Genomic DNA, 16154 nt, shown 5'->3' with positions numbered 1-16154 from the left:
GCCCGAGGAGTATTGCGCGGCGAGCGAGTGACCGTGCCGAGATCGGTACCGGGCTGAGTCGAACCGGGCGGTCGGAGATCGCGCGTCATGAAGTTCGATCGTATCCGAACACCACCGAGCACGCGTGTGCTCGAAGGCTGTGATCCTCGCGACCGAGAACCGCCCCTGGACTCGACCCGGTGTGGACGTGCCGGCTACATATCGTCAGCGGTTGCCTTCTGGAGGGTGGTTTTCAGCAGGCGGTTTTCGCGTTTACCTCCTGGCAGGGGCGGCCGAGGGTCAGGGCCGGCGGCGGCGACCGAATCGAGAGGCGACCCGGCGGCGGAGGCTGCTCGAGGCATCGGCCTGTCCGGCGTCGGTGGCCTGCACGTCGGCAGAGTCGGCTGCCGAAGACTCAGCGTCGCCAGCTGCAGGGGCATCGGTTTCGACGGCAGAGGATTCCGGGTCGGATTCGACGACGCCGGTCGCTTGTGCCTCAGATTCCGCGACGCCGGTTGCCGCGTCCTCGGATTCGACGACCTGGCTTGCCGGGTCCTCGTTCTCGACGACGCTGTCGGCCTCATCGTCTTCGGCTGCATTGGCCGTCGCTGCGTCTACGGCCTCGGTGTCTGTTGCCTCTACGTCGGTGGTTGCGTCATCCTCCGCCTCGGGTTCCGCGACCTCGGGTTCAGCGACCTCGGGTTCCGCGACCCCAGCGTCTGCGGACTCAGGTGCGCCAGACTCCCCCGCGTCAGAATCCACTGCCTCAGTCTCAACTGCGCCAGTGGCTGCTTCGGCTTCCTCGGTGACGGGTTCCTCGGTCTCGGTCTCCCCCGCCGCGGTTTCGTCGACCACCGGCTCGGCAGCGGGTTCATCATCCGAGACCTTCGCCGCTGCGGCAGGTTCGGCGGCGACACGGGTGGTCTCCACCTTGTCGGCCTCGGCGTCGAGCGCGTCCAGTGTGTCCACCTCGGCCGGCGGTTCCTGTCCTTCGGCGGCGTCGAGTTCGTCGAAGTCCTCGTCGTACCAGTCGTCCACGTATCCGGCGACGCCCTGTTCCTCGAGTTCGGCGGCACGTTCGGGGTGGTACATCTCCAGCCCCTGTTCGCGACCCTTGGGTGCGACGACGAAGTAGACGATCGCGCACACGAACACGAGGGCCGCGGTGAAGAGGTTCGGGCGGATACCGGCGATGTCGTTGGCGACGGCGGCACGGTCGTCGCGCAGCATCTCGATGAAGAACCGGCCGAGGCAGTAGCCGGCGATGTACAGCGCGAACAGGCGACCGTGACCGATGCGGAACTTGCGGTCGATGACCACCAGGAGGACCACGATCAGGACGTTCCACAGCAGTTCGTAGAGGAACGTCGGCTGGACGACGGCGACCACGACGCCGTTGGACTTGCCGTCTATCAGGCCCGCGTCGGCGTAACCGGCCTTGTTGACGCGCTCGTAGATCTCCAGACCCCACGGCAGTGTTGTCTCACGGCCGTACAGCTCCTGGTTGAAGTAGTTGCCGAGCCGACCGATGGCCTGGGCCAACAGGATCGGCGGGGCGATCGCATCGCCGAAAGCGGGCAGTCGGATGCCGCGGCGTCGGGCGCCGATCCAGGCACCGACCGCACCGAGCGCGACCGCGCCCCAGATTCCGAGACCACCGTCCCAGATCCGCAGGGCGTCGAGCGGCTCCTTGGGGGCGTCGGCACCGAAATAGGTCTTCCAGTCGGTGATCAGGTGATAGAGACGCCCGCCGAGGAGACCGAACGGAACGGCCCAGATCGCGACGTCGAGGACCTCGCCTTCCTGTCCCCCACGTGCGACCCACCGGCGATTGCCCCACCAGACCGCGACGATGATCCCCGCGATGATGCACAGGGCGTACGCGCGCAGCGGGAACGGTCCGAGATCCCACACACCCTGAGGCGGACTGGGGATGTAGGCGAGCATCGTCGTGGTCGGCGCGTTCACGATGCAACCCTAACCGACCGGACACGTGTGCCCGTGCGGTGCGGTTGCCGCGTGGCCCGGATACAGACCTCGGGCAGCCTCTCGGCCCTACTCGACCAGCGGGTCAGACAGCCGCGTGACGCGAACGCACGCCCTCGGCGAGTTCGCCGACGAGGGAGGCCAGGCGGTCCTGGCCGGCCTTGGCGGCAGTCACCAGCGCCGAGCCGACGATGACGCCGTCGGAGTAGGACGCGATCTGGGCGGCCTGCTCACGGTTGCGGACACCGAGTCCGACGCCGATGGGGATGTCGGAGTACTCGCGGACGCGTGCACACAGCTCGGGAGCCATGTCCGACACCGCGTCGCGTGCTCCGGTGACGCCCATGGTGGATGCCGCATAGACGAATCCACGGGACGCGTCGACGGTCAGCGCGATGCGCTCGTTGGTCGACGACGGCGCGACGAGGTAGATGCGGTCGAGGCCATACTGATCGGAGGCGGCGTGCCACTGGGCGCCCTCTTCGGGAATCAGGTTCGGCGTGATGAGCCCGGCGCCGCCCGCGTCGGCGAGGTCTCGCGCGAAGTTCTCGACGCCGTACTGCAGCACCGGGTTCCAGTAGCTCATGACGACCGCGGTGCCACCGGCCGAGCTGATCGCCTCGACCGCGGTGAACACGTCGCGCACCCGCACCTCGTTGGTGAGGGCGAGATCGGCGGCCTCCTGGATCGTCGGACCGTCCATCACCGGGTCGGAGTAGGGCACGCCCACCTCGATGATGTCGCAACCGGCGTCGACCATTGTCCGGAACGAGGTCAGTGAACCCTCCAGCGTCGGATACCCCACGGGGAGATATCCGATGAGTGCGCTGCGGTTCTCCTCCCGGCACTTCGCGAAGACGGGTCCGGTCTTCGAAGAGATCGTGTTTGCGCTCATGCCCGCTCTCCCGGCTGTCCGCTGGTGGCCTTTGCCTCGTCCTGCGACGGCGGCGGGTCGAAGAGGCCGAACCAGCGCGCGGCGGTGTCGACGTCCTTGTCGCCGCGACCGGAGAGGCTCACGACGATGATCGCGCCCTCGCCGAGTTCCTTGCCGAGCTCGAGTGCGCCGGCGACCGCGTGCGCGGACTCGATGGCGGGAATGATCCCCTCGCGGCGGCTCAGCAGCGCGAGCGCGTTCATCGCCTCGGTGTCGGTGATCGGTCGGTATTCGGCCCGGCCGGTGTCCTTGAGGTAGGCGTGCTCGGGGCCCACGCCCGGATAGTCGAGACCTGCGGAGATCGAGTGGGATTCGGTCGTCTGCCCGTCTTCGTCCTGCAGCAGGTACGAGTACGCACCCTGGAATGCACCCGGCGTCCCGCCGGTGAAAGTCGCTGCGTGACGGCCGGTCTCGACGCCGTCACCGGCCGCCTCGAAACCGACGAGACGAACGTCGGAGTCGTCGATGAACGGATGAAAGATACCGATGGCGTTGGACCCACCGCCCACACAGGCGGTCACGGCGTCGGGAAGGCGTCCGGCCTTGTCGAGGATCTGGGCACGTGCCTCCAGACCGACGACGCGCTGGAGATCACGGACCATCACCGGGAACGGGTGCGGGCCGGCGGCGGTGCCGAAGCAGTAATAGGTGTTGTGCGCGTTGGTGACCCAGTCACGCATGGCCTCGTTGATGGCATCCTTCAGCGTGGCCGAACCGTTGTCGACGGCGATGACCTCGGCGCCGAGCAGACGCATCCGGGCGACGTTGAGCGCCTGTCGGTCGGTGTCGACGCGACCCATGTAGATCACGCACTCGAGGCCCAGGAGCGCACATGCGGTGGCGGTGGCCACGCCGTGCTGGCCGGCGCCGGTCTCGGCGATGATGCGGTTCTTGCCCATCCGCTGGGCCAGAAGCGCCTGTCCGAGAACGTTGTTGATCTTGTGCGAGCCGGTGTGGTTGAGATCCTCGCGCTTGAGGAAGATGCGCGCCCCCCCGGCGTACTCGGCGAGACGCTTCGCTTCGTACAGCGGCGACGGACGTCCGGCGTAGTCACGCTGCAGACGGTCGAGTTCGTTCAGGAAGGCGTCGTCGTTGCGGATCTTGAAGAAGGTCGTGGTGACCTCGTCGATGACCGCCATCAGGCTTCCGGCACATGCCGTCCGCCGTAGACGCCGAAGTGTCCACCCTCGTCGGGTTCGATCGACGTACGCGTCGTCAGGCCGGTGCTGGCCGGCGGGAGCACGGTCGCGGAAGAGTCGGGATGGGCCGAATCAGGATGGGCGGTCACTACATCTCACAGTCGATCGGGCCGACGACGACATGGACCGAACACGGCCCGAAGACGTATGTCAGCGAACTGGTTTCGGGCACGACGGGTGGGTACCCGCGGTGACCAGCTCACGCACGGCGGCGCGGGGGTCACCACTTGTCACGAGTCCCTCACCCACCAGGACGGCGTCGGCGCCCGCGCCGGCATAGGCCAGCAGGTCGGCAGTGCCGCGAACACCCGACTCCGCGATGCGGATGATCTCGGTCGGCAGGCCGGGGGCGATCCGCGAGAACGTGTCCCGCTCGACCTGGAGGGTCTTGAGGTTGCGGGCGTTCACGCCGACGACCGACGCGCCGGCCTCGAGGGCGCGGTCGGCCTCTTCCTCGGTGTGCACCTCCACGAGGGCGGTCATGCCGAGGCTCTCGGTGCGGTCGAGCAGCGAGGCGAGGACGTTCTGTTCGAGGGCCGCGACGATCAGCAGGATGACGTCGGCGCCGTGGGCGCGGGCCTCGTGGATCTGGTACGGACCGACGATGAAGTCCTTGCGCAGGACCGGGATGTCGACCGCTGCGCGAACGGCGTCGAGATCGGCGAGCGAGCCGTGGAAGCGTCGCTCCTCGGTCAGCACGCTGATGATGCGCGCGCCGCCGTCTTCGTAGGCCTTGGCAAGCTCGGCTGGGTCGCCGATCGAGGCCAGCTCACCCTTCGACGGGCTCGCGCGCTTGACCTCCGCGATCACACCGATACCGGGCTGGCGGAGTGCGACCATGGCGTCCCGGGGAGCGGGAGCCTTCGCCGAGGCGGCCTTGACGGCAGCGAAGTCGGTCATCGCCTCACGTGCGGCGACGTCGGCTTTGACTCCCTCGATGATCGACTCGAGAACGTTGGGCATGCTCACAGCGACTCCGCTCCCTTCCGCTCGTCGTGTGGTCTCAGGGTAGACCGACAGTCGCGGCGACCTGTCGCCGGGTTGGCCGATTCTCCACAAAACGGGACCGGTCCTGGACTGTTGCGCATATCTCAGCCTGTCGTGTGCGTCTCAGCGAGGCGTCGGACCGGGGCACTGCTCGCCCGGAGGGTCAGCGCTCGTCCGGATCGGTGGGGTCGATGCCCGTGTCGAGCGCGTCCCACATCATGCGCTCGTTGGCGTCCCGGTCGTCGCCGGGCCGCCGGTCCTTTCCGCCGGTTCCGGCGTCGGCGTCGGCGTCGGCGTCGGCCGGGGTGTCACCGGCTTTCGCGGAGTCGGCCGCGGCCGCCCTCTTCCGCCGCTCGTAGTCGGCGAAGATCTCGGTCTCGAGCTCCTCGCGCCGGGCCGCGGGGGTCTTGTACTTGGACGACATCGTCGCACCCTTGGCGACCCGAAGCAGCACAACCGCGGCGGCGACCGCACACACCGTGCCGAGCAGGACCAGCGCGGCGGGCAACCACTGGGTGTCGGTGTAGAGCACGATGTACCGGTCCGGAATGTCCCCGGCGTCGGCGGCGTACTCGGAGTCGGCGCCACCGGCGATCAGGGAGATCGCCGGGAAGGCGGCGAGCACGCCACCGGCGGCGACGAGCAGCGCGACGAGGCGCAGACCCCAGCCGCGCACCGACAGCACCGCGGCGATGCCGGCGAGGTAGACCAGGGCGAGCGGCGTGAGCCACGGGCTCCAGTCCGATCCCTTCACGTCGAAGGCGCGCTGCGGTGAGAGGCCGTCCTCGGCCGAGACGGTGGCCCACGTCAGCCGGCTCGCGCCCCAGAACGCGGCGGCGGTGGCCAGCATCAGGACCGCCGCGATCATCTGCGGCCGTCGCGAGGACTTCGGCTTGGGCTGGGACGACTCAGGCTGGGACGACTCGGCCGGTTGGTCCGCGGATGTCACGCGATGTCTCCTGACGGGGTCTCCCCGACCCTGTTCATCGTCGACGCGGCGGCGACGGCGTTGAGCACCGCGGTTGCCTTGTTGCGCGCCTCGTTGTACTCGTACTCGGGCTCACTGTCGGCGACCACGCCGCCACCGGCCTGCACGTAGGCCTGGCCACGGGCGAGGAGCGCGGTGCGGATGGCGATCGCGGTGTCGGCGTTGCCGGCGAAGTCGAGGTAGCCGACGATGCCGCCGTAGAGGCCGCGCCGTGTCTTCTCGTGTTCGTCGATGAGCTCCATCGCGCGCACCTTGGGTGCGCCGGTGAGCGTGCCGGCCGGGAAGCAGGCGGTCACCGCGTCGAGTGCGTGTTTGTCGTCGCGCAGCGTTCCCGACACCGTCGACACCAGGTGCATGACGTGGCTGTACCGCTCGATGTGCCGGTAGTCGCTGACCTTCACCGTGCCGGGGACGCATACACGGCCGAGATCGTTGCGGCCGAGATCGACGAGCATGAGGTGTTCGGCGTTCTCCTTCTCGTCCTCGAGAAGGCCCTTGCCGAGCAGTTGATCCTCTTCTTCGGTGGCGCCGCGCCAGCGCGTCCCGGCGATGGGGTGTGTGGTCGCGATGCGGTCGGCGACGGTGACCAGCGCCTCCGGGCTGCTGCCGACGATCGTGAACGGTTTGCGGGCGATCGCGTCGGGAGCGGCAGTGTCGCTGTTCGCCTCGGTCCCCGGCATCCGCAGCAGGTACATGTACGGGCTGGGATTCGATGCCCGGAGCACGCGGTAGACGTCGAGCGGGTCGGCCTCGGTGTCCATCTCGAACCGCATCGACGGCACGACCTGGAAGGCCTCGCCCGCCTCGATCTCGCCGACGAGGCTAGTGACGATCTCGCTGTACTCCTCGAGCGTGCGCTGTGCGGTGAAGTCCGGAGTGGGCCGGTCGAAGGTCGAGACGGTCGACGACGCGGGTGCGGCGAGCGCCTCGGTCATCCGGTCCAGACGCGCCAGGCGTCGGCGTAGGCCTCCTCGACGCGCTCGTCGGAACCGTCCCAGTTGACCGCGTTGGCGATCAGCGTGATCGTGCCCTCGTGATGATCGACGGCGGCGAGGTCGGTGGCCAGCACCATCATCATGTCCGGCAGGCCGAGGTCGTCGACGGTGGTCTCCGGGAGACGTTCGAGGCGCCGGACCATGTCGTAGGCCATGAACCCGACGAAGCCGCCGGTCAGCGGCGGCATGCCCGGCAGCGGGTCGGTTTTGAGCACGCGCAGCGACTCGGCCAGCACTTCGAGGGCGTCGCCGCCCTCGGGAGCGCCCACCGGCACCGAACCCCACCAGTGCGCCTGGCCGTCGACGACGGTCAGCGCCGAGGGTGCCCCGGCCCCGATGAAGGACCAGCGCGACCAGGAGCGGCCGTTCTCTGCCGACTCCAGCAGGAAGGTCCCGGGACGATCGCCGGCCAGCTTGCGGTACGCCGACAGCGGTGTCTCCGAATCGGCGAGCACCTTGCGTGTCACCGGCACCACGCGATGGTCACGGGCGAGGTCGAGGAATTCCGCGAGGGACGTCGTGTGCGCCCCGGCCGCCGCGTTCACGCCGCTCATCCGAGGGGCTCGCCGCCGACGCCCCACTGAGTGCGCGGCACCTCGGTGATCGTGACCCAGACCGAATCCGGGTTCTTGCCGGTCGCCTTGGCGTACGCCTCGGTCACCGCCGCGATGGTCTCGCGCTTGACGCGGTCGGAGAGTCCGGGGGTCTGCGAGATCTGGATGAGGGGCATGCAGCGTCACCGCCTTTCGGGTGTGATCACGATGGAAATCTACTGTGCGGAATCGACCGGCCGGGCGTCTGCTCCGAAAGACAGCGACTCGGTGTCGAAACAGCTGTGGTTCCCGGTGTGGCAGGCCGCGCCGACCTGGTCGACGACGAGCAACACCGTGTCGCCGTCGCAGTCGAGGCGCGCGTCGTGCACGTACTGGGTGTGACCGCTCGTCTCGCCCTTGACCCAGTACTCCTGGCGTGACCGCGAGTAGTAGGTCGCCTTGCGCGTGGCGAGGGTCCGTTCGAGAGCGGCGTCGTCCATCCACGCGACCATCAGGACGTCGCCGGTGGAGCGTTCCTGCGCGACCGCACTGAACAGTCCGTCGGCGTTGCGTTTGAGACGCGAGGCGAGCTCCGGATCGAGGGCCATCAGCGTTCTCCTGCCTGTGTCATCGGACGGTGATCCCGGCGTCGGCCATGGCGGCCTTCACCTCGTGGATGGTGAGTTCGCCGAAGTGGAAGACCGAGGCGGCCAGCACTGCGTCCGCGCCGGCCTGGACGGCGGGCGCGAAGTCCTCGACCTTGCCTGCACCGCCGCTGGCGATGACCGGGACCCGTACGGCCGCGCGCACCGCCCTGAGCATGCGCAGGTCGAAGCCCTTCTTGGTGCCGTCGGCGTCCATCGAGTTGAGCAGGATCTCACCGACACCGAGGTCCTGACCGCGCCGAGCCCACTCGACCGCGTCGATGCCGGTTCCCTGGCGGCCGCCGTGGTGGTGACCTCCCAGCCGGACGGCGTCGGCTCCGAACCCTCCGGCACGGTCCGCGCGTCGACCGACAGGACGATGCACTGCGAGCCGAAACGTCGGCTCATCTCGCCGAGGACCTCGGGGCGTGCGATCGCGGCGGTGTTGACGCTGACCTTGTCCGCGCCCGCGCGCAGCATCATGTCGACGTCCTCGACGGTTCGGATGCCGCCGCCGACGGTCAGCGGGATGAACACCTGGTCGGCGGTCCGCTTGACGACGTCGATCATCGTGGAGCGTCCCGAGCTCGACGCGGTGACGTCGAGGAAGGTCAGCTCGTCGGCGCCTTCCCGGTCATAGCGCTCGGCCAGCTCGACGGGATCCCCGGCGTCGCGGAGATTCTCGAAGTTGACGCCCTTCACGACCCGGCCGTCGTCGACGTCGAGGCACGGGATGACCCGCGTCGCCAGCGTCATCGTCGTGTCTCCTTCGTGTGCTCGTTCTTCATGGGATGCTCTCGTGCCTGTCTCATCGGTTGCCGGGGTGCTCATTCCGACCACTCCCCGACCGTTTGCTCGATCACTGCCATCAGACCCGCGTGCACGGTCGGCGTGCCCGCGACCAGTGACGGGGAGGCGACCGTCCAGCGCTCGCCCGCGATGTCGGAGGCGACCCCACCGGCCGCCCGGACCAGCGCGGCGCCCGCCGCGTTGTCCCACGGGTGCCGCCCGAAGGCGACGGCCCCGCCGAAGACGCCCGAGGCGGTGAACGCCATGTCGACGCCCGTGCTCCCCGTCATCCGGATACGGGCGACGCGGGAACTCAACGCGCGCAACAGATCTGCGCGTCGATCCCCCGCATAGCGACCGCGCCCGGCCGCGTTGAACGGCCCGAAGGCGACCGCGGCCTCCTCCAGCGGCGTGTCCGGCAGGGGCTCGGCGGCCTCGCCGTTGATCAGCAGCGGACCGTCGGCGTGAGCAGCGTACTTGCGGTCCAGCAGCGGCAGCCACGTCAGGCCGAGGGTCGCCTCGCCGTCGACGACGAGCCCGAGCAGGATGCCGGTGAGCGGCATGCCTGCCGAGTAGTTGAAGGTCCCGTCGACCGGATCGAGCACCCACACCGGGCCGTCGACCGGATCGGCGCCGCCGAATTCCTCACCGTGGACCGGAATCTGCGTCCGGTCCTCGAGCTCGGCGGAGATCCGCCGTTCCAGGTCGAGGTCGACCTGGGTGGCGAAGTCCGTCCCGCCCTTGTGCACGGCGCTCGGCGCACCCAGACCTTCGACGAAGGTCTCGACGGCTGCGTCGAGCACCGACCCCGCGGTGTCGAGCAACCGCGGGAGGTCGAGCGAGCTCTGGGTCGCGCTCATCAGACCCCGGCGACGGCCGTGAGTGCCTCGGGCAGGGTGAAGCGGCCGGCGTAGAGGGCCTTGCCGACGATCGCGCCCTCGACACCCTGGTCGACGAGGCCGGCGATCGCGACGAGGTCGTCGATGGCCGACACACCGCCGGAGGCGACGATCGGGGCATCGGTGGCCGCGGCGACCTCGGCGAGCAGCTCGAGGTTCGGGCCCTCGAGGGTGCCGTCCTTGGACACGTCGGTCACCACGTAGCGCGAGCATCCGTCGCGGTTGAGACGCTCGAGGACCTCCCACAGGTCGCCGCCGTCGGTGACCCAGCCGCGGCCGCGGAGCCGGTAGGAGTCGCCGTCGCGGATGACGTCGAGGCCGACGGCGATGCGGTCACCGTGTTCGGCGATCGCGCGGGCGCACCATTCCGGGTTCTCCAGGGCCGCGGTGCCCAGGTTGACGCGGGTGCAGCCGGTCGCCAGTGCGGCGGCGAGGGAGTCGTCGTCGCGGATGCCGCCCGACAGCTCGACCTTCACGTCGAGTTCGCCGACGACCCCGGCGAGGAGCTCACGGTTGTCGCCGCGACCGAAGGCCGCATCGAGGTCGACGAGATGGATCCACTCCGCACCGTCGTTCTGCCACGCCAGCGCCGCATCGCGCGGCGAGCCGTAGGAGGTCTCGGTGCCGGCCGCGCCCTGGACGAGGCGGACCGCCTGCCCGTCGGCAACGTCGACGGCGGGAAGGAGTTCGAGGGTGCTACCCATGGGTGGAGTGTTCCTGTCTGTTCTCGGGTCGGGCTGTTGTGTGTCGAGCGGGTCAGGCGGGCGGGTGTCCGTCGCGGGCGGCGATCAGCTCCGCCCGCGCGCGGTTGACCATGCGGTTTGCCACGGTACCGATGGCCGCGATCATCGCGACCACTGCGGCCAGTGCGGCGACCAGACCTGCGAGCGGTGACCAGTTCGCCAGCAGGAGGATGAGCGGTATGCACGCCGCCAGGACCAGCACACCGGCGCCGAGAGCGTAGAACGCGAGCTTGGCGATCGAGAAACCGCTGCCCGCAGACGGGGTGTCGGGCGTGCTCCCGTCCGCTTCGCCGGCCGGCGTGCCGTCGGTCATGAGAGGCCCTTCACCCAGTTCTCCAGGAGTTGGGCGCCGGCGTCCCCGGATTTCTCCGGGTGGAACTGCGTGGCCGAGAGCGGTCCGTTCTCGACCGCGGCCAGGAAGCGTCCACCGTGCTCGGCCCAGGTCAGCTTCGGAGCGTGCAGCGGCGAACCGACGTTGTCCATCTCCCAGGTCTGTGCGGCGTAGGAGTGCACGAAGTAGAACCGGGTGTCGGCGTCGAGGCCGTCGAACAGCACCGATCCCTCGGGGGCCTCCACGGTGTTCCAGCCCATGTGCGGCAGGACCGGCGCGGGCAGCTGGGTGACGCTGCCGGGCCACTCACCGCAGCCGTCGGCCTCGACCCCGAACTCCACGCCGCGTTCGAAGAGGATCTGCATGCCGACGCAGATGCCCAGAACCGGGCGTCCACCGGCGAGGCGGCGGCCGATGATCCGGTCGCCCTTCACCGCGCGCAGGCCTTCCATGCACGCGGCGAACGCACCCACACCCGGAACGACCAGGCCGGTCGCCTGCAGCGCGGTGTTGAAGTCGGAGGTCACCGTCACCTGGGCGCCGGTGCGTTCGAGTGCACGCTGCGCCGAGCGCAGGTTGCCCGAACCGTAGTCGAGGATCGTGACGTCGGTAGCGCTCACAGGGCTCCCTTCGTCGACGGAACGCCGCTGACCCGGGCGTCGTATTCGGTGGCCGTGCGCAGGGCACGCGCCACGGCCTTGAACTCGGCCTCGGTGATGTGGTGCTGGTCGCGGCCGTAGAGCACCCGCACGTGCAGGGCGATGCGGGCGTTGAGCGCGATCGACTCGAAGACGTGCCGGTTGATGATCGTGGAGTACGGCACACCCGGGTAGCCGCCGATCACCGCGGTGAGCAGGTGTTCCGGTTCACCGGTGTGCACGCAGTACGGACGCCCGGAGACGTCGACGACGGCCTGCGCGAGGGTCTCGTCCATCGGGATCCAGGCGTCGCCGAAGCGGCGGATGCCCCGCTTGTCCCCGAGTGCCTGACCGAGCGCCTGGCCGAGCACGATGGCGGTGTCCTCGATGGTGTGGTGACCCTCGACCTCGATGTCGCCCTCGGCCTTGACCGTGAGGTCGAAGCTGCCGTGCTGACCGAACGCCGTCAGCATGTGGTCGTAGAACGCGATGCCCGTGGAGATGTCGGTGATGCCGGTCCCGTCGAGGTTGAGTTCGACCGAGATCGAGGATTCCTTGGTGGTCCGTTCGACCTTCGCGATGCGAGGCGCGGGGATGCTCACTGAGAGTTCTCCAGATCTGTTGTGGCGAGCGTGCGGCTGACGTCGAGGAATGCGTCGTTCTCGTGCGGGAGTCCGATGGTCACCCGCAGGTGGCCGGTGATCCCGACGTCCCGGATGAGGACACCGGCGTCGAGGTAACGCTGCCACGACGCCGGAGCATCCCGGAAGCCGCCGAACAGGACGAAGTTCGAGTCCGAGTCGACGACGCGGTAACCGAAGCCGGTGAGCGCCGTCACCACGCGTTCGCGTTCGGCGATGATCGCCGCGACACCGGCGAGGGTGTCGTCGCTGTGCCGCAGTGCGGCGCGCGCGGCGGCCTGCGTCAGCACCGAGAGGTGGTACGGCAGGCGGACGAGCTGGATGGCGTCGACGACGGCCGGGGCGGCGGCCAGGTAGCCGAGGCGTCCGCCGGCGAAGGCGAAGGCCTTGGACATGGTGCGGCTGACGACGACCTTGGTCGGGAACTCGTCGATGAGCTCGGTCGCGCTCGGCGCGGCGGAGAACTCGGCATATGCCTCGTCGACGATCACGATGCCGGGCGCGGCCTCGATGATGCGTCGTAGATCGGCGAGCGGGAGCGAGCCACCGGTGGGGTTGTTCGGCGAGGTCACGAAGACCACGTCGGGTTCGCGGTTGGTCACCTCGGCGACGGCGTAGTCGATGTCGAGACCGAAGTCGGGCGACCGTGCCGCGACCAGCCAGGTGGTGTCGGTGCCGTCGGAGATGATCGGGTGCATCGAGTACGACGGCACGAAGCCGAGCGCGGAGCGCCCGGGACCACCGAACGCCTGCAGCAACTGCTGCAGGATCTCGTTGGAACCGTTTGCGGCCCACAGGTTTTCGACACCGAGCTGCACACCGGTCGCGCGGGTCAGGTATGCGGCGAGGTCGGTGCGCAACGCGACCGCGTCCCGATCCGGGTAGCGATGCAGTTCCGCGGCGGCCTCACGTGCCGACTCGGCGACGTCGTCGATCAGCGCCGGTGACGGCGGGTGCGGGTTCTCGTTGGTGTTGAGGATCACCGGCACCTTGAGTTGCGGTGCGCCATAAGCGGATTTGCCGCGCAGGTTCTCCCGCAGCGGCAGATCGTCGACGCTGATCTGCGATCCGGGGACCGAGCGCCCCGCCTCCGTCGTCACAGTCGCGTCCGATGCCGTCATGGGCGCACGCTTCCGGCGAAACGCTGCTTCACCGCGTCGCCGTGGCCGGGCAGGTCCTCGGCGTCGGCGAGGGTGACGACCTTGTCGGCGACCTCACGCAGGGCGGCCTCGTCGTAGTCGATGACGTGGACGCCCTTGAGGAAGGTCTGCACCGACAGGCCCGACGCGAAGCGCGCCGAACCCGAGGTCGGCAGAACGTGATTGGAGCCCGCACAGTAGTCGCCGAGGCTGACCGGCGCGTACGGACCGACGAAGATCGCGCCGGCGTTGTGGACACGGTCGGCGACCGCGGCGGCGTCGCGCGTCTGGATCTCGAGGTGTTCGGCGGCATAGGCGTCCACGACGGCGAGGCCGGCTTCGACGTCGTCGACCAGAACGATGCCCGACTGCTCCCCCGACAGCGCGGTGGTGACGCGCTCGCGGTGCTTGGTTGCGGCGACCTGCTGCTCGAGGGCGACATCGACGGCGTCGGCGAGTTCGGCGCTGGCGGTGACGAGCACCGAGGCGGCGAGGACGTCGTGCTCGGCCTGGCTGATGAGGTCGGAGGCGATGATGCCTGCGTCGGCCGAGTCGTCGGCGAGGATCGCGATCTCGGTGGGACCTGCCTCGGAGTCGATGCCGACCACGCTGCGGCACAGACGCTTGGCGGCGGTGACGTAGATGTTGCCCGGTCCGGTGATCAGGTCGACGGGGTCGAGGACTGCGCCCGGCTCGTCGGCGGCGTCGGTGTCGGTTCCGCCGTACGCGAGCAGCGCGACGCCCTGTGCGCCACCGACGGCCCACACCTCGTCGACGCCGAGGAGCGCACAGGCCGCGAGGATGGTCGGGTGCGGCCAGCCGCCGAAGTCCTTCTGCGGGGGCGACGCGACGACCAGCGAACCGACGCCGGCCTCCTGGGCCGGGACGACGTTCATGATCACCGACGACGGGTAGACCGCGTTGCCGCCGGGGACATAGAGGCCCACGCGGCGGACCGGAATCCACTTCTCGCTGACGACGCCGCCGTCGACGACCTGGGTGCGGGTGGTCTCCCGGCGCTGATCGGAGTGGACCTTGCGCGCACGGGTGATGGACTCGCGCAGCGCGTCGGCGACCTGTGCATCCAGACCGGCCAGCGCGTCGGCGATGACCTGAGCAGGCACACGCACCGAAGTCGGGCGGACACCGTCGAACTTCTCACCGAACTCCAGGGCCGCGGGCGTGCCGGTCTCGGCCACCGCATGCACCACCGGCGTCACCGTGTCGAGTACGGCATTGACGTCGGTACCCCCGCGGGGCAGCGCACGACGCAATTCGGCGAGCGTCGGAGTGCTACCGCGCAGGTCAGTTCGGGCGAGCATGATCTCTCCTGGTCGGTGCGGGAAATTACCCATCCAGGATACGGGTCGGTGGCCAGCGGGTTTCTGGTGCGGGTGATCACCGGCGTGTGGTGTGTCGGGCGCCACGCCGCTACGGCGCACGTCGGCGACCCGGGCGGTACCCGGGTCGCCAACGTTGTGGCCAGGCCTCGCGTCAGGGGTTCTTGTCCCCCGAGGGGAGTTGGAACCAGGTGTCGAGGTCGAAGTCCGCCTTGATGCTGCCCTGCTCGACGAGGAACGCCTTCGTGCCGGTGAGCAGTTCGATGGCCTGTGCCGGGAACGGTTCCTCGGAGTAACCGTCGGGGTTCGCCGCGGCACGGACCGCCGCCTCGGGAGCCTTCGAGTTGCCGAGTTCGAACCGCAGGTACTCCTCCCAGTGGGCCTTGGCGTACCTGACGGCGTCGGCGTGAAGCTTCTGCCACGTAGGTGCGAACCCGGGGTTCTTGGTGAGGAAGTCCTCGCTGCTGACGGTCACACTCGTGCCGGCGAGGTTCGGACGATCCCGGTAGACCGAATCGACCAGATGGAAGCCCTTGCCTTCGAACGTCTGCAACGCGACCGACGGGATGACGCCCGGCAGCGCCGCCGCGTCGATCTCCCCCGAGTTGAGTGGCGCCTCCTGATCTGCCGGGTACAGGTGGATCAGGTTCGCCGAGATCCCCTCCTCCGCCAGTTTGACTCAGTGTGATTCGGAAGCCCAGTCGCGCCGCCTGGCGTCACGATGCGCCGGAGCCCTCGCGAGCCGGACGGTCCGGCTCGGTGGTCATCTCGCCGCCCATTACCAGACGCCACCGACAATTCCCGCGATCGTGCGGGTTTCGATAGTCGTTGCGCGGCAATGGGATTGCGAGTACAGTCGAACATACATTCAAACACGGCATCGGGGGTGACCGTCTTGACCGAAATCTCGCAGACCGACGTCGGGCCGTCGACCCGCCCCTCCGAACTCGTGCAGGAACTGCATCGGATCACCGCCGAACTCCAGGCCGTCGATCTGGCGCAGTGCTCCGATGCCGAACTCATCGACGTCGCCGCCGGAACCGAACAGGCCATCGCCCGACTCACTTTCGCCGGCGACCGACAGATCATCGAGATCGCCGACCGCGACCTACCCCACAAGACCGGCCACCGCAGCATCACCCAGTTCATGACCCACCGCCTACGCGTGGCCGACCCCATGCGCCGCACCAAACAACGCCACGCGACCGCCACCCACCTCAGCCCGACCGGCGAACCACTCGAACCCGAACGCCCCGCTCTGGCAGAGGCATTGGCCGACGGCAAGGTCAGCACCTCCCACGTCCGGGCAGTACTCGACGTCCTCGACCAGATCCCACACGCCGTCGACCACGACGTAAAGGTCGCCGCCGAACGACAGATGGCCGAGAT

Annotated in this window: 15 protein-coding genes and 3 pseudogenes; 1 reads left to right on the top strand and 17 read right to left on the bottom strand. The window is 69.0% G+C overall.

What is annotated here, in order from left to right; all coding sequences use genetic code 11:
• Positions 1-279: 279 nt before the first annotated feature.
• The 17 genes and pseudogenes from lgt to BJF87_RS24650 form a co-directional block, all read right to left on the bottom strand.
• Positions 280-1947 carry a prolipoprotein diacylglyceryl transferase gene (lgt, locus tag BJF87_RS24730; RefSeq protein WP_035755320.1) on the bottom strand — a complete coding sequence of 556 codons (1668 nt, stop codon included), beginning with the start codon at positions 1945-1947 and terminating at the stop codon, positions 280-282.
• A gap of 103 nt (positions 1948-2050) precedes the next feature.
• Positions 2051-2860, bottom strand: a complete 810-nt coding sequence (gene trpA, locus BJF87_RS24725) for a tryptophan synthase subunit alpha (RefSeq protein ID WP_042376160.1) — start codon at positions 2858-2860, stop codon at positions 2051-2053.
• A pseudogene (gene trpB / locus BJF87_RS24720) lies at positions 2857-4187 on the bottom strand (tryptophan synthase subunit beta). The gene trpA and the pseudogene trpB overlap by 4 nt, the downstream one beginning before the upstream one ends.
• Positions 4188-4248: 61 nt before the next feature.
• Positions 4249-5067, bottom strand: a complete 819-nt coding sequence (gene trpC, locus BJF87_RS24715; protein WP_035755315.1) for an indole-3-glycerol phosphate synthase TrpC — start codon at positions 5065-5067, stop codon at positions 4249-4251.
• 181 nt (positions 5068-5248) lie between these two features.
• Positions 5249-6034, bottom strand: a complete 786-nt coding sequence (locus tag BJF87_RS24710; RefSeq protein ID WP_006359160.1) for a Trp biosynthesis-associated membrane protein — start codon at positions 6032-6034, stop codon at positions 5249-5251.
• Positions 6031-7622, bottom strand: a pseudogene (locus BJF87_RS24705) (anthranilate synthase component I). The gene BJF87_RS24710 and the pseudogene BJF87_RS24705 overlap by 4 nt, the downstream one beginning before the upstream one ends.
• On the bottom strand, positions 7619-7798 hold the full coding sequence (locus BJF87_RS24700; protein WP_005196179.1) for a tautomerase family protein: 180 nt from the start codon (positions 7796-7798) through the stop codon (positions 7619-7621). The pseudogene BJF87_RS24705 and the gene BJF87_RS24700 overlap by 4 nt, the downstream one beginning before the upstream one ends.
• Before the next feature lie 39 nt (positions 7799-7837).
• Positions 7838-8209 carry a phosphoribosyl-AMP cyclohydrolase gene (gene hisI / locus BJF87_RS24695; RefSeq protein WP_006359158.1) on the bottom strand — a complete coding sequence of 124 codons (372 nt, stop codon included), beginning with the start codon at positions 8207-8209 and terminating at the stop codon, positions 7838-7840.
• Between the two features lie 19 nt (positions 8210-8228).
• A pseudogene (hisF, locus tag BJF87_RS24690) lies at positions 8229-9001 on the bottom strand (imidazole glycerol phosphate synthase subunit HisF).
• 71 nt (positions 9002-9072) lie between these two features.
• Entirely contained in the window at positions 9073-9894 is an 822-nt protein-coding gene (locus tag BJF87_RS24685) for an inositol monophosphatase family protein (RefSeq protein WP_006359156.1), read from the bottom strand.
• Positions 9894-10637 (bottom strand): bifunctional 1-(5-phosphoribosyl)-5-((5-phosphoribosylamino)methylideneamino)imidazole-4-carboxamide isomerase/phosphoribosylanthranilate isomerase PriA, encoded by a 744-nt coding sequence (priA, locus tag BJF87_RS24680; protein ID WP_006359155.1) that lies wholly within the window; start codon positions 10635-10637, stop codon positions 9894-9896. The genes BJF87_RS24685 and priA overlap by 1 nt, the downstream gene beginning before the upstream one ends.
• A 52-nt stretch (positions 10638-10689) precedes the next feature.
• Positions 10690-10989, bottom strand: coding sequence for a hypothetical protein (locus BJF87_RS24675; protein WP_006359154.1), 300 nt, complete (start codon positions 10987-10989; stop codon positions 10690-10692).
• Positions 10986-11627 (bottom strand): imidazole glycerol phosphate synthase subunit HisH, encoded by a 642-nt coding sequence (gene hisH / locus BJF87_RS24670; RefSeq protein ID WP_006359153.1) that lies wholly within the window; start codon positions 11625-11627, stop codon positions 10986-10988. Before hisH ends, BJF87_RS24675 begins: the two co-directional genes overlap by 4 nt.
• Positions 11624-12247 (bottom strand): imidazoleglycerol-phosphate dehydratase HisB, encoded by a 624-nt coding sequence (gene hisB / locus BJF87_RS24665; RefSeq protein ID WP_005196188.1) that lies wholly within the window; start codon positions 12245-12247, stop codon positions 11624-11626. Before hisB ends, hisH begins: the two co-directional genes overlap by 4 nt.
• Positions 12244-13407, bottom strand: coding sequence for a histidinol-phosphate transaminase (locus tag BJF87_RS24660; protein ID WP_035755311.1), 1164 nt, complete (start codon positions 13405-13407; stop codon positions 12244-12246). Before BJF87_RS24660 ends, hisB begins: the two co-directional genes overlap by 4 nt.
• Positions 13404-14747, bottom strand: coding sequence for a histidinol dehydrogenase (hisD, locus tag BJF87_RS24655; RefSeq protein ID WP_040004186.1), 1344 nt, complete (start codon positions 14745-14747; stop codon positions 13404-13406). The genes BJF87_RS24660 and hisD overlap by 4 nt, the downstream gene beginning before the upstream one ends.
• A 172-nt stretch (positions 14748-14919) precedes the next feature.
• Positions 14920-15318 (bottom strand): hypothetical protein, encoded by a 399-nt coding sequence (locus BJF87_RS24650; RefSeq protein ID WP_006359150.1) that lies wholly within the window; start codon positions 15316-15318, stop codon positions 14920-14922.
• Between the two features lie 333 nt (positions 15319-15651).
• On the opposite strand from BJF87_RS24650, the gene BJF87_RS24645 reads away from it, so the two are divergent.
• On the top strand, positions 15652-16154 hold a 503-nt coding region (locus BJF87_RS24645), incomplete at its 3' end, for a DUF222 domain-containing protein (protein ID WP_139319594.1).

This window comes from Gordonia sp. CNJ-863, assembly GCF_001942325.1.
GTDB lineage: Bacteria > Actinomycetota > Actinomycetes > Mycobacteriales > Mycobacteriaceae > Gordonia > Gordonia alkanivorans.
Note: the sequence above shows the minus strand (reverse complement) of the source record. Positions and strands in the feature narration are given on the sequence as shown.

Coding starts and splice junctions, on each gene's coding strand:
- trpA (WP_042376160.1), bottom strand. CDS start 2,860: ATGAGCGCAAACACGATCTCTTCGAAGACCGGACCCGTCTTCGCGAAG.
- BJF87_RS24700 (WP_005196179.1), bottom strand. CDS start 7,798: ATGCCCCTCATCCAGATCTCGCAGACCCCCGGACTCTCCGACCGCGTC.
- hisI (WP_006359158.1), bottom strand. CDS start 8,209: ATGGCCCTCGATCCGGAGCTCGCCTCGCGTCTCAAACGCAACGCCGAC.
- BJF87_RS24685 (WP_006359156.1), bottom strand. CDS start 9,894: ATGAGCGCGACCCAGAGCTCGCTCGACCTCCCGCGGTTGCTCGACACC.
- priA (WP_006359155.1), bottom strand. CDS start 10,637: ATGGGTAGCACCCTCGAACTCCTTCCCGCCGTCGACGTTGCCGACGGG.
- BJF87_RS24675 (WP_006359154.1), bottom strand. CDS start 10,989: ATGACCGACGGCACGCCGGCCGGCGAAGCGGACGGGAGCACGCCCGAC.
- BJF87_RS24660 (WP_035755311.1), bottom strand. CDS start 13,407: ATGACGGCATCGGACGCGACTGTGACGACGGAGGCGGGGCGCTCGGTC.
- hisD (WP_040004186.1), bottom strand. CDS start 14,747: ATGCTCGCCCGAACTGACCTGCGCGGTAGCACTCCGACGCTCGCCGAA.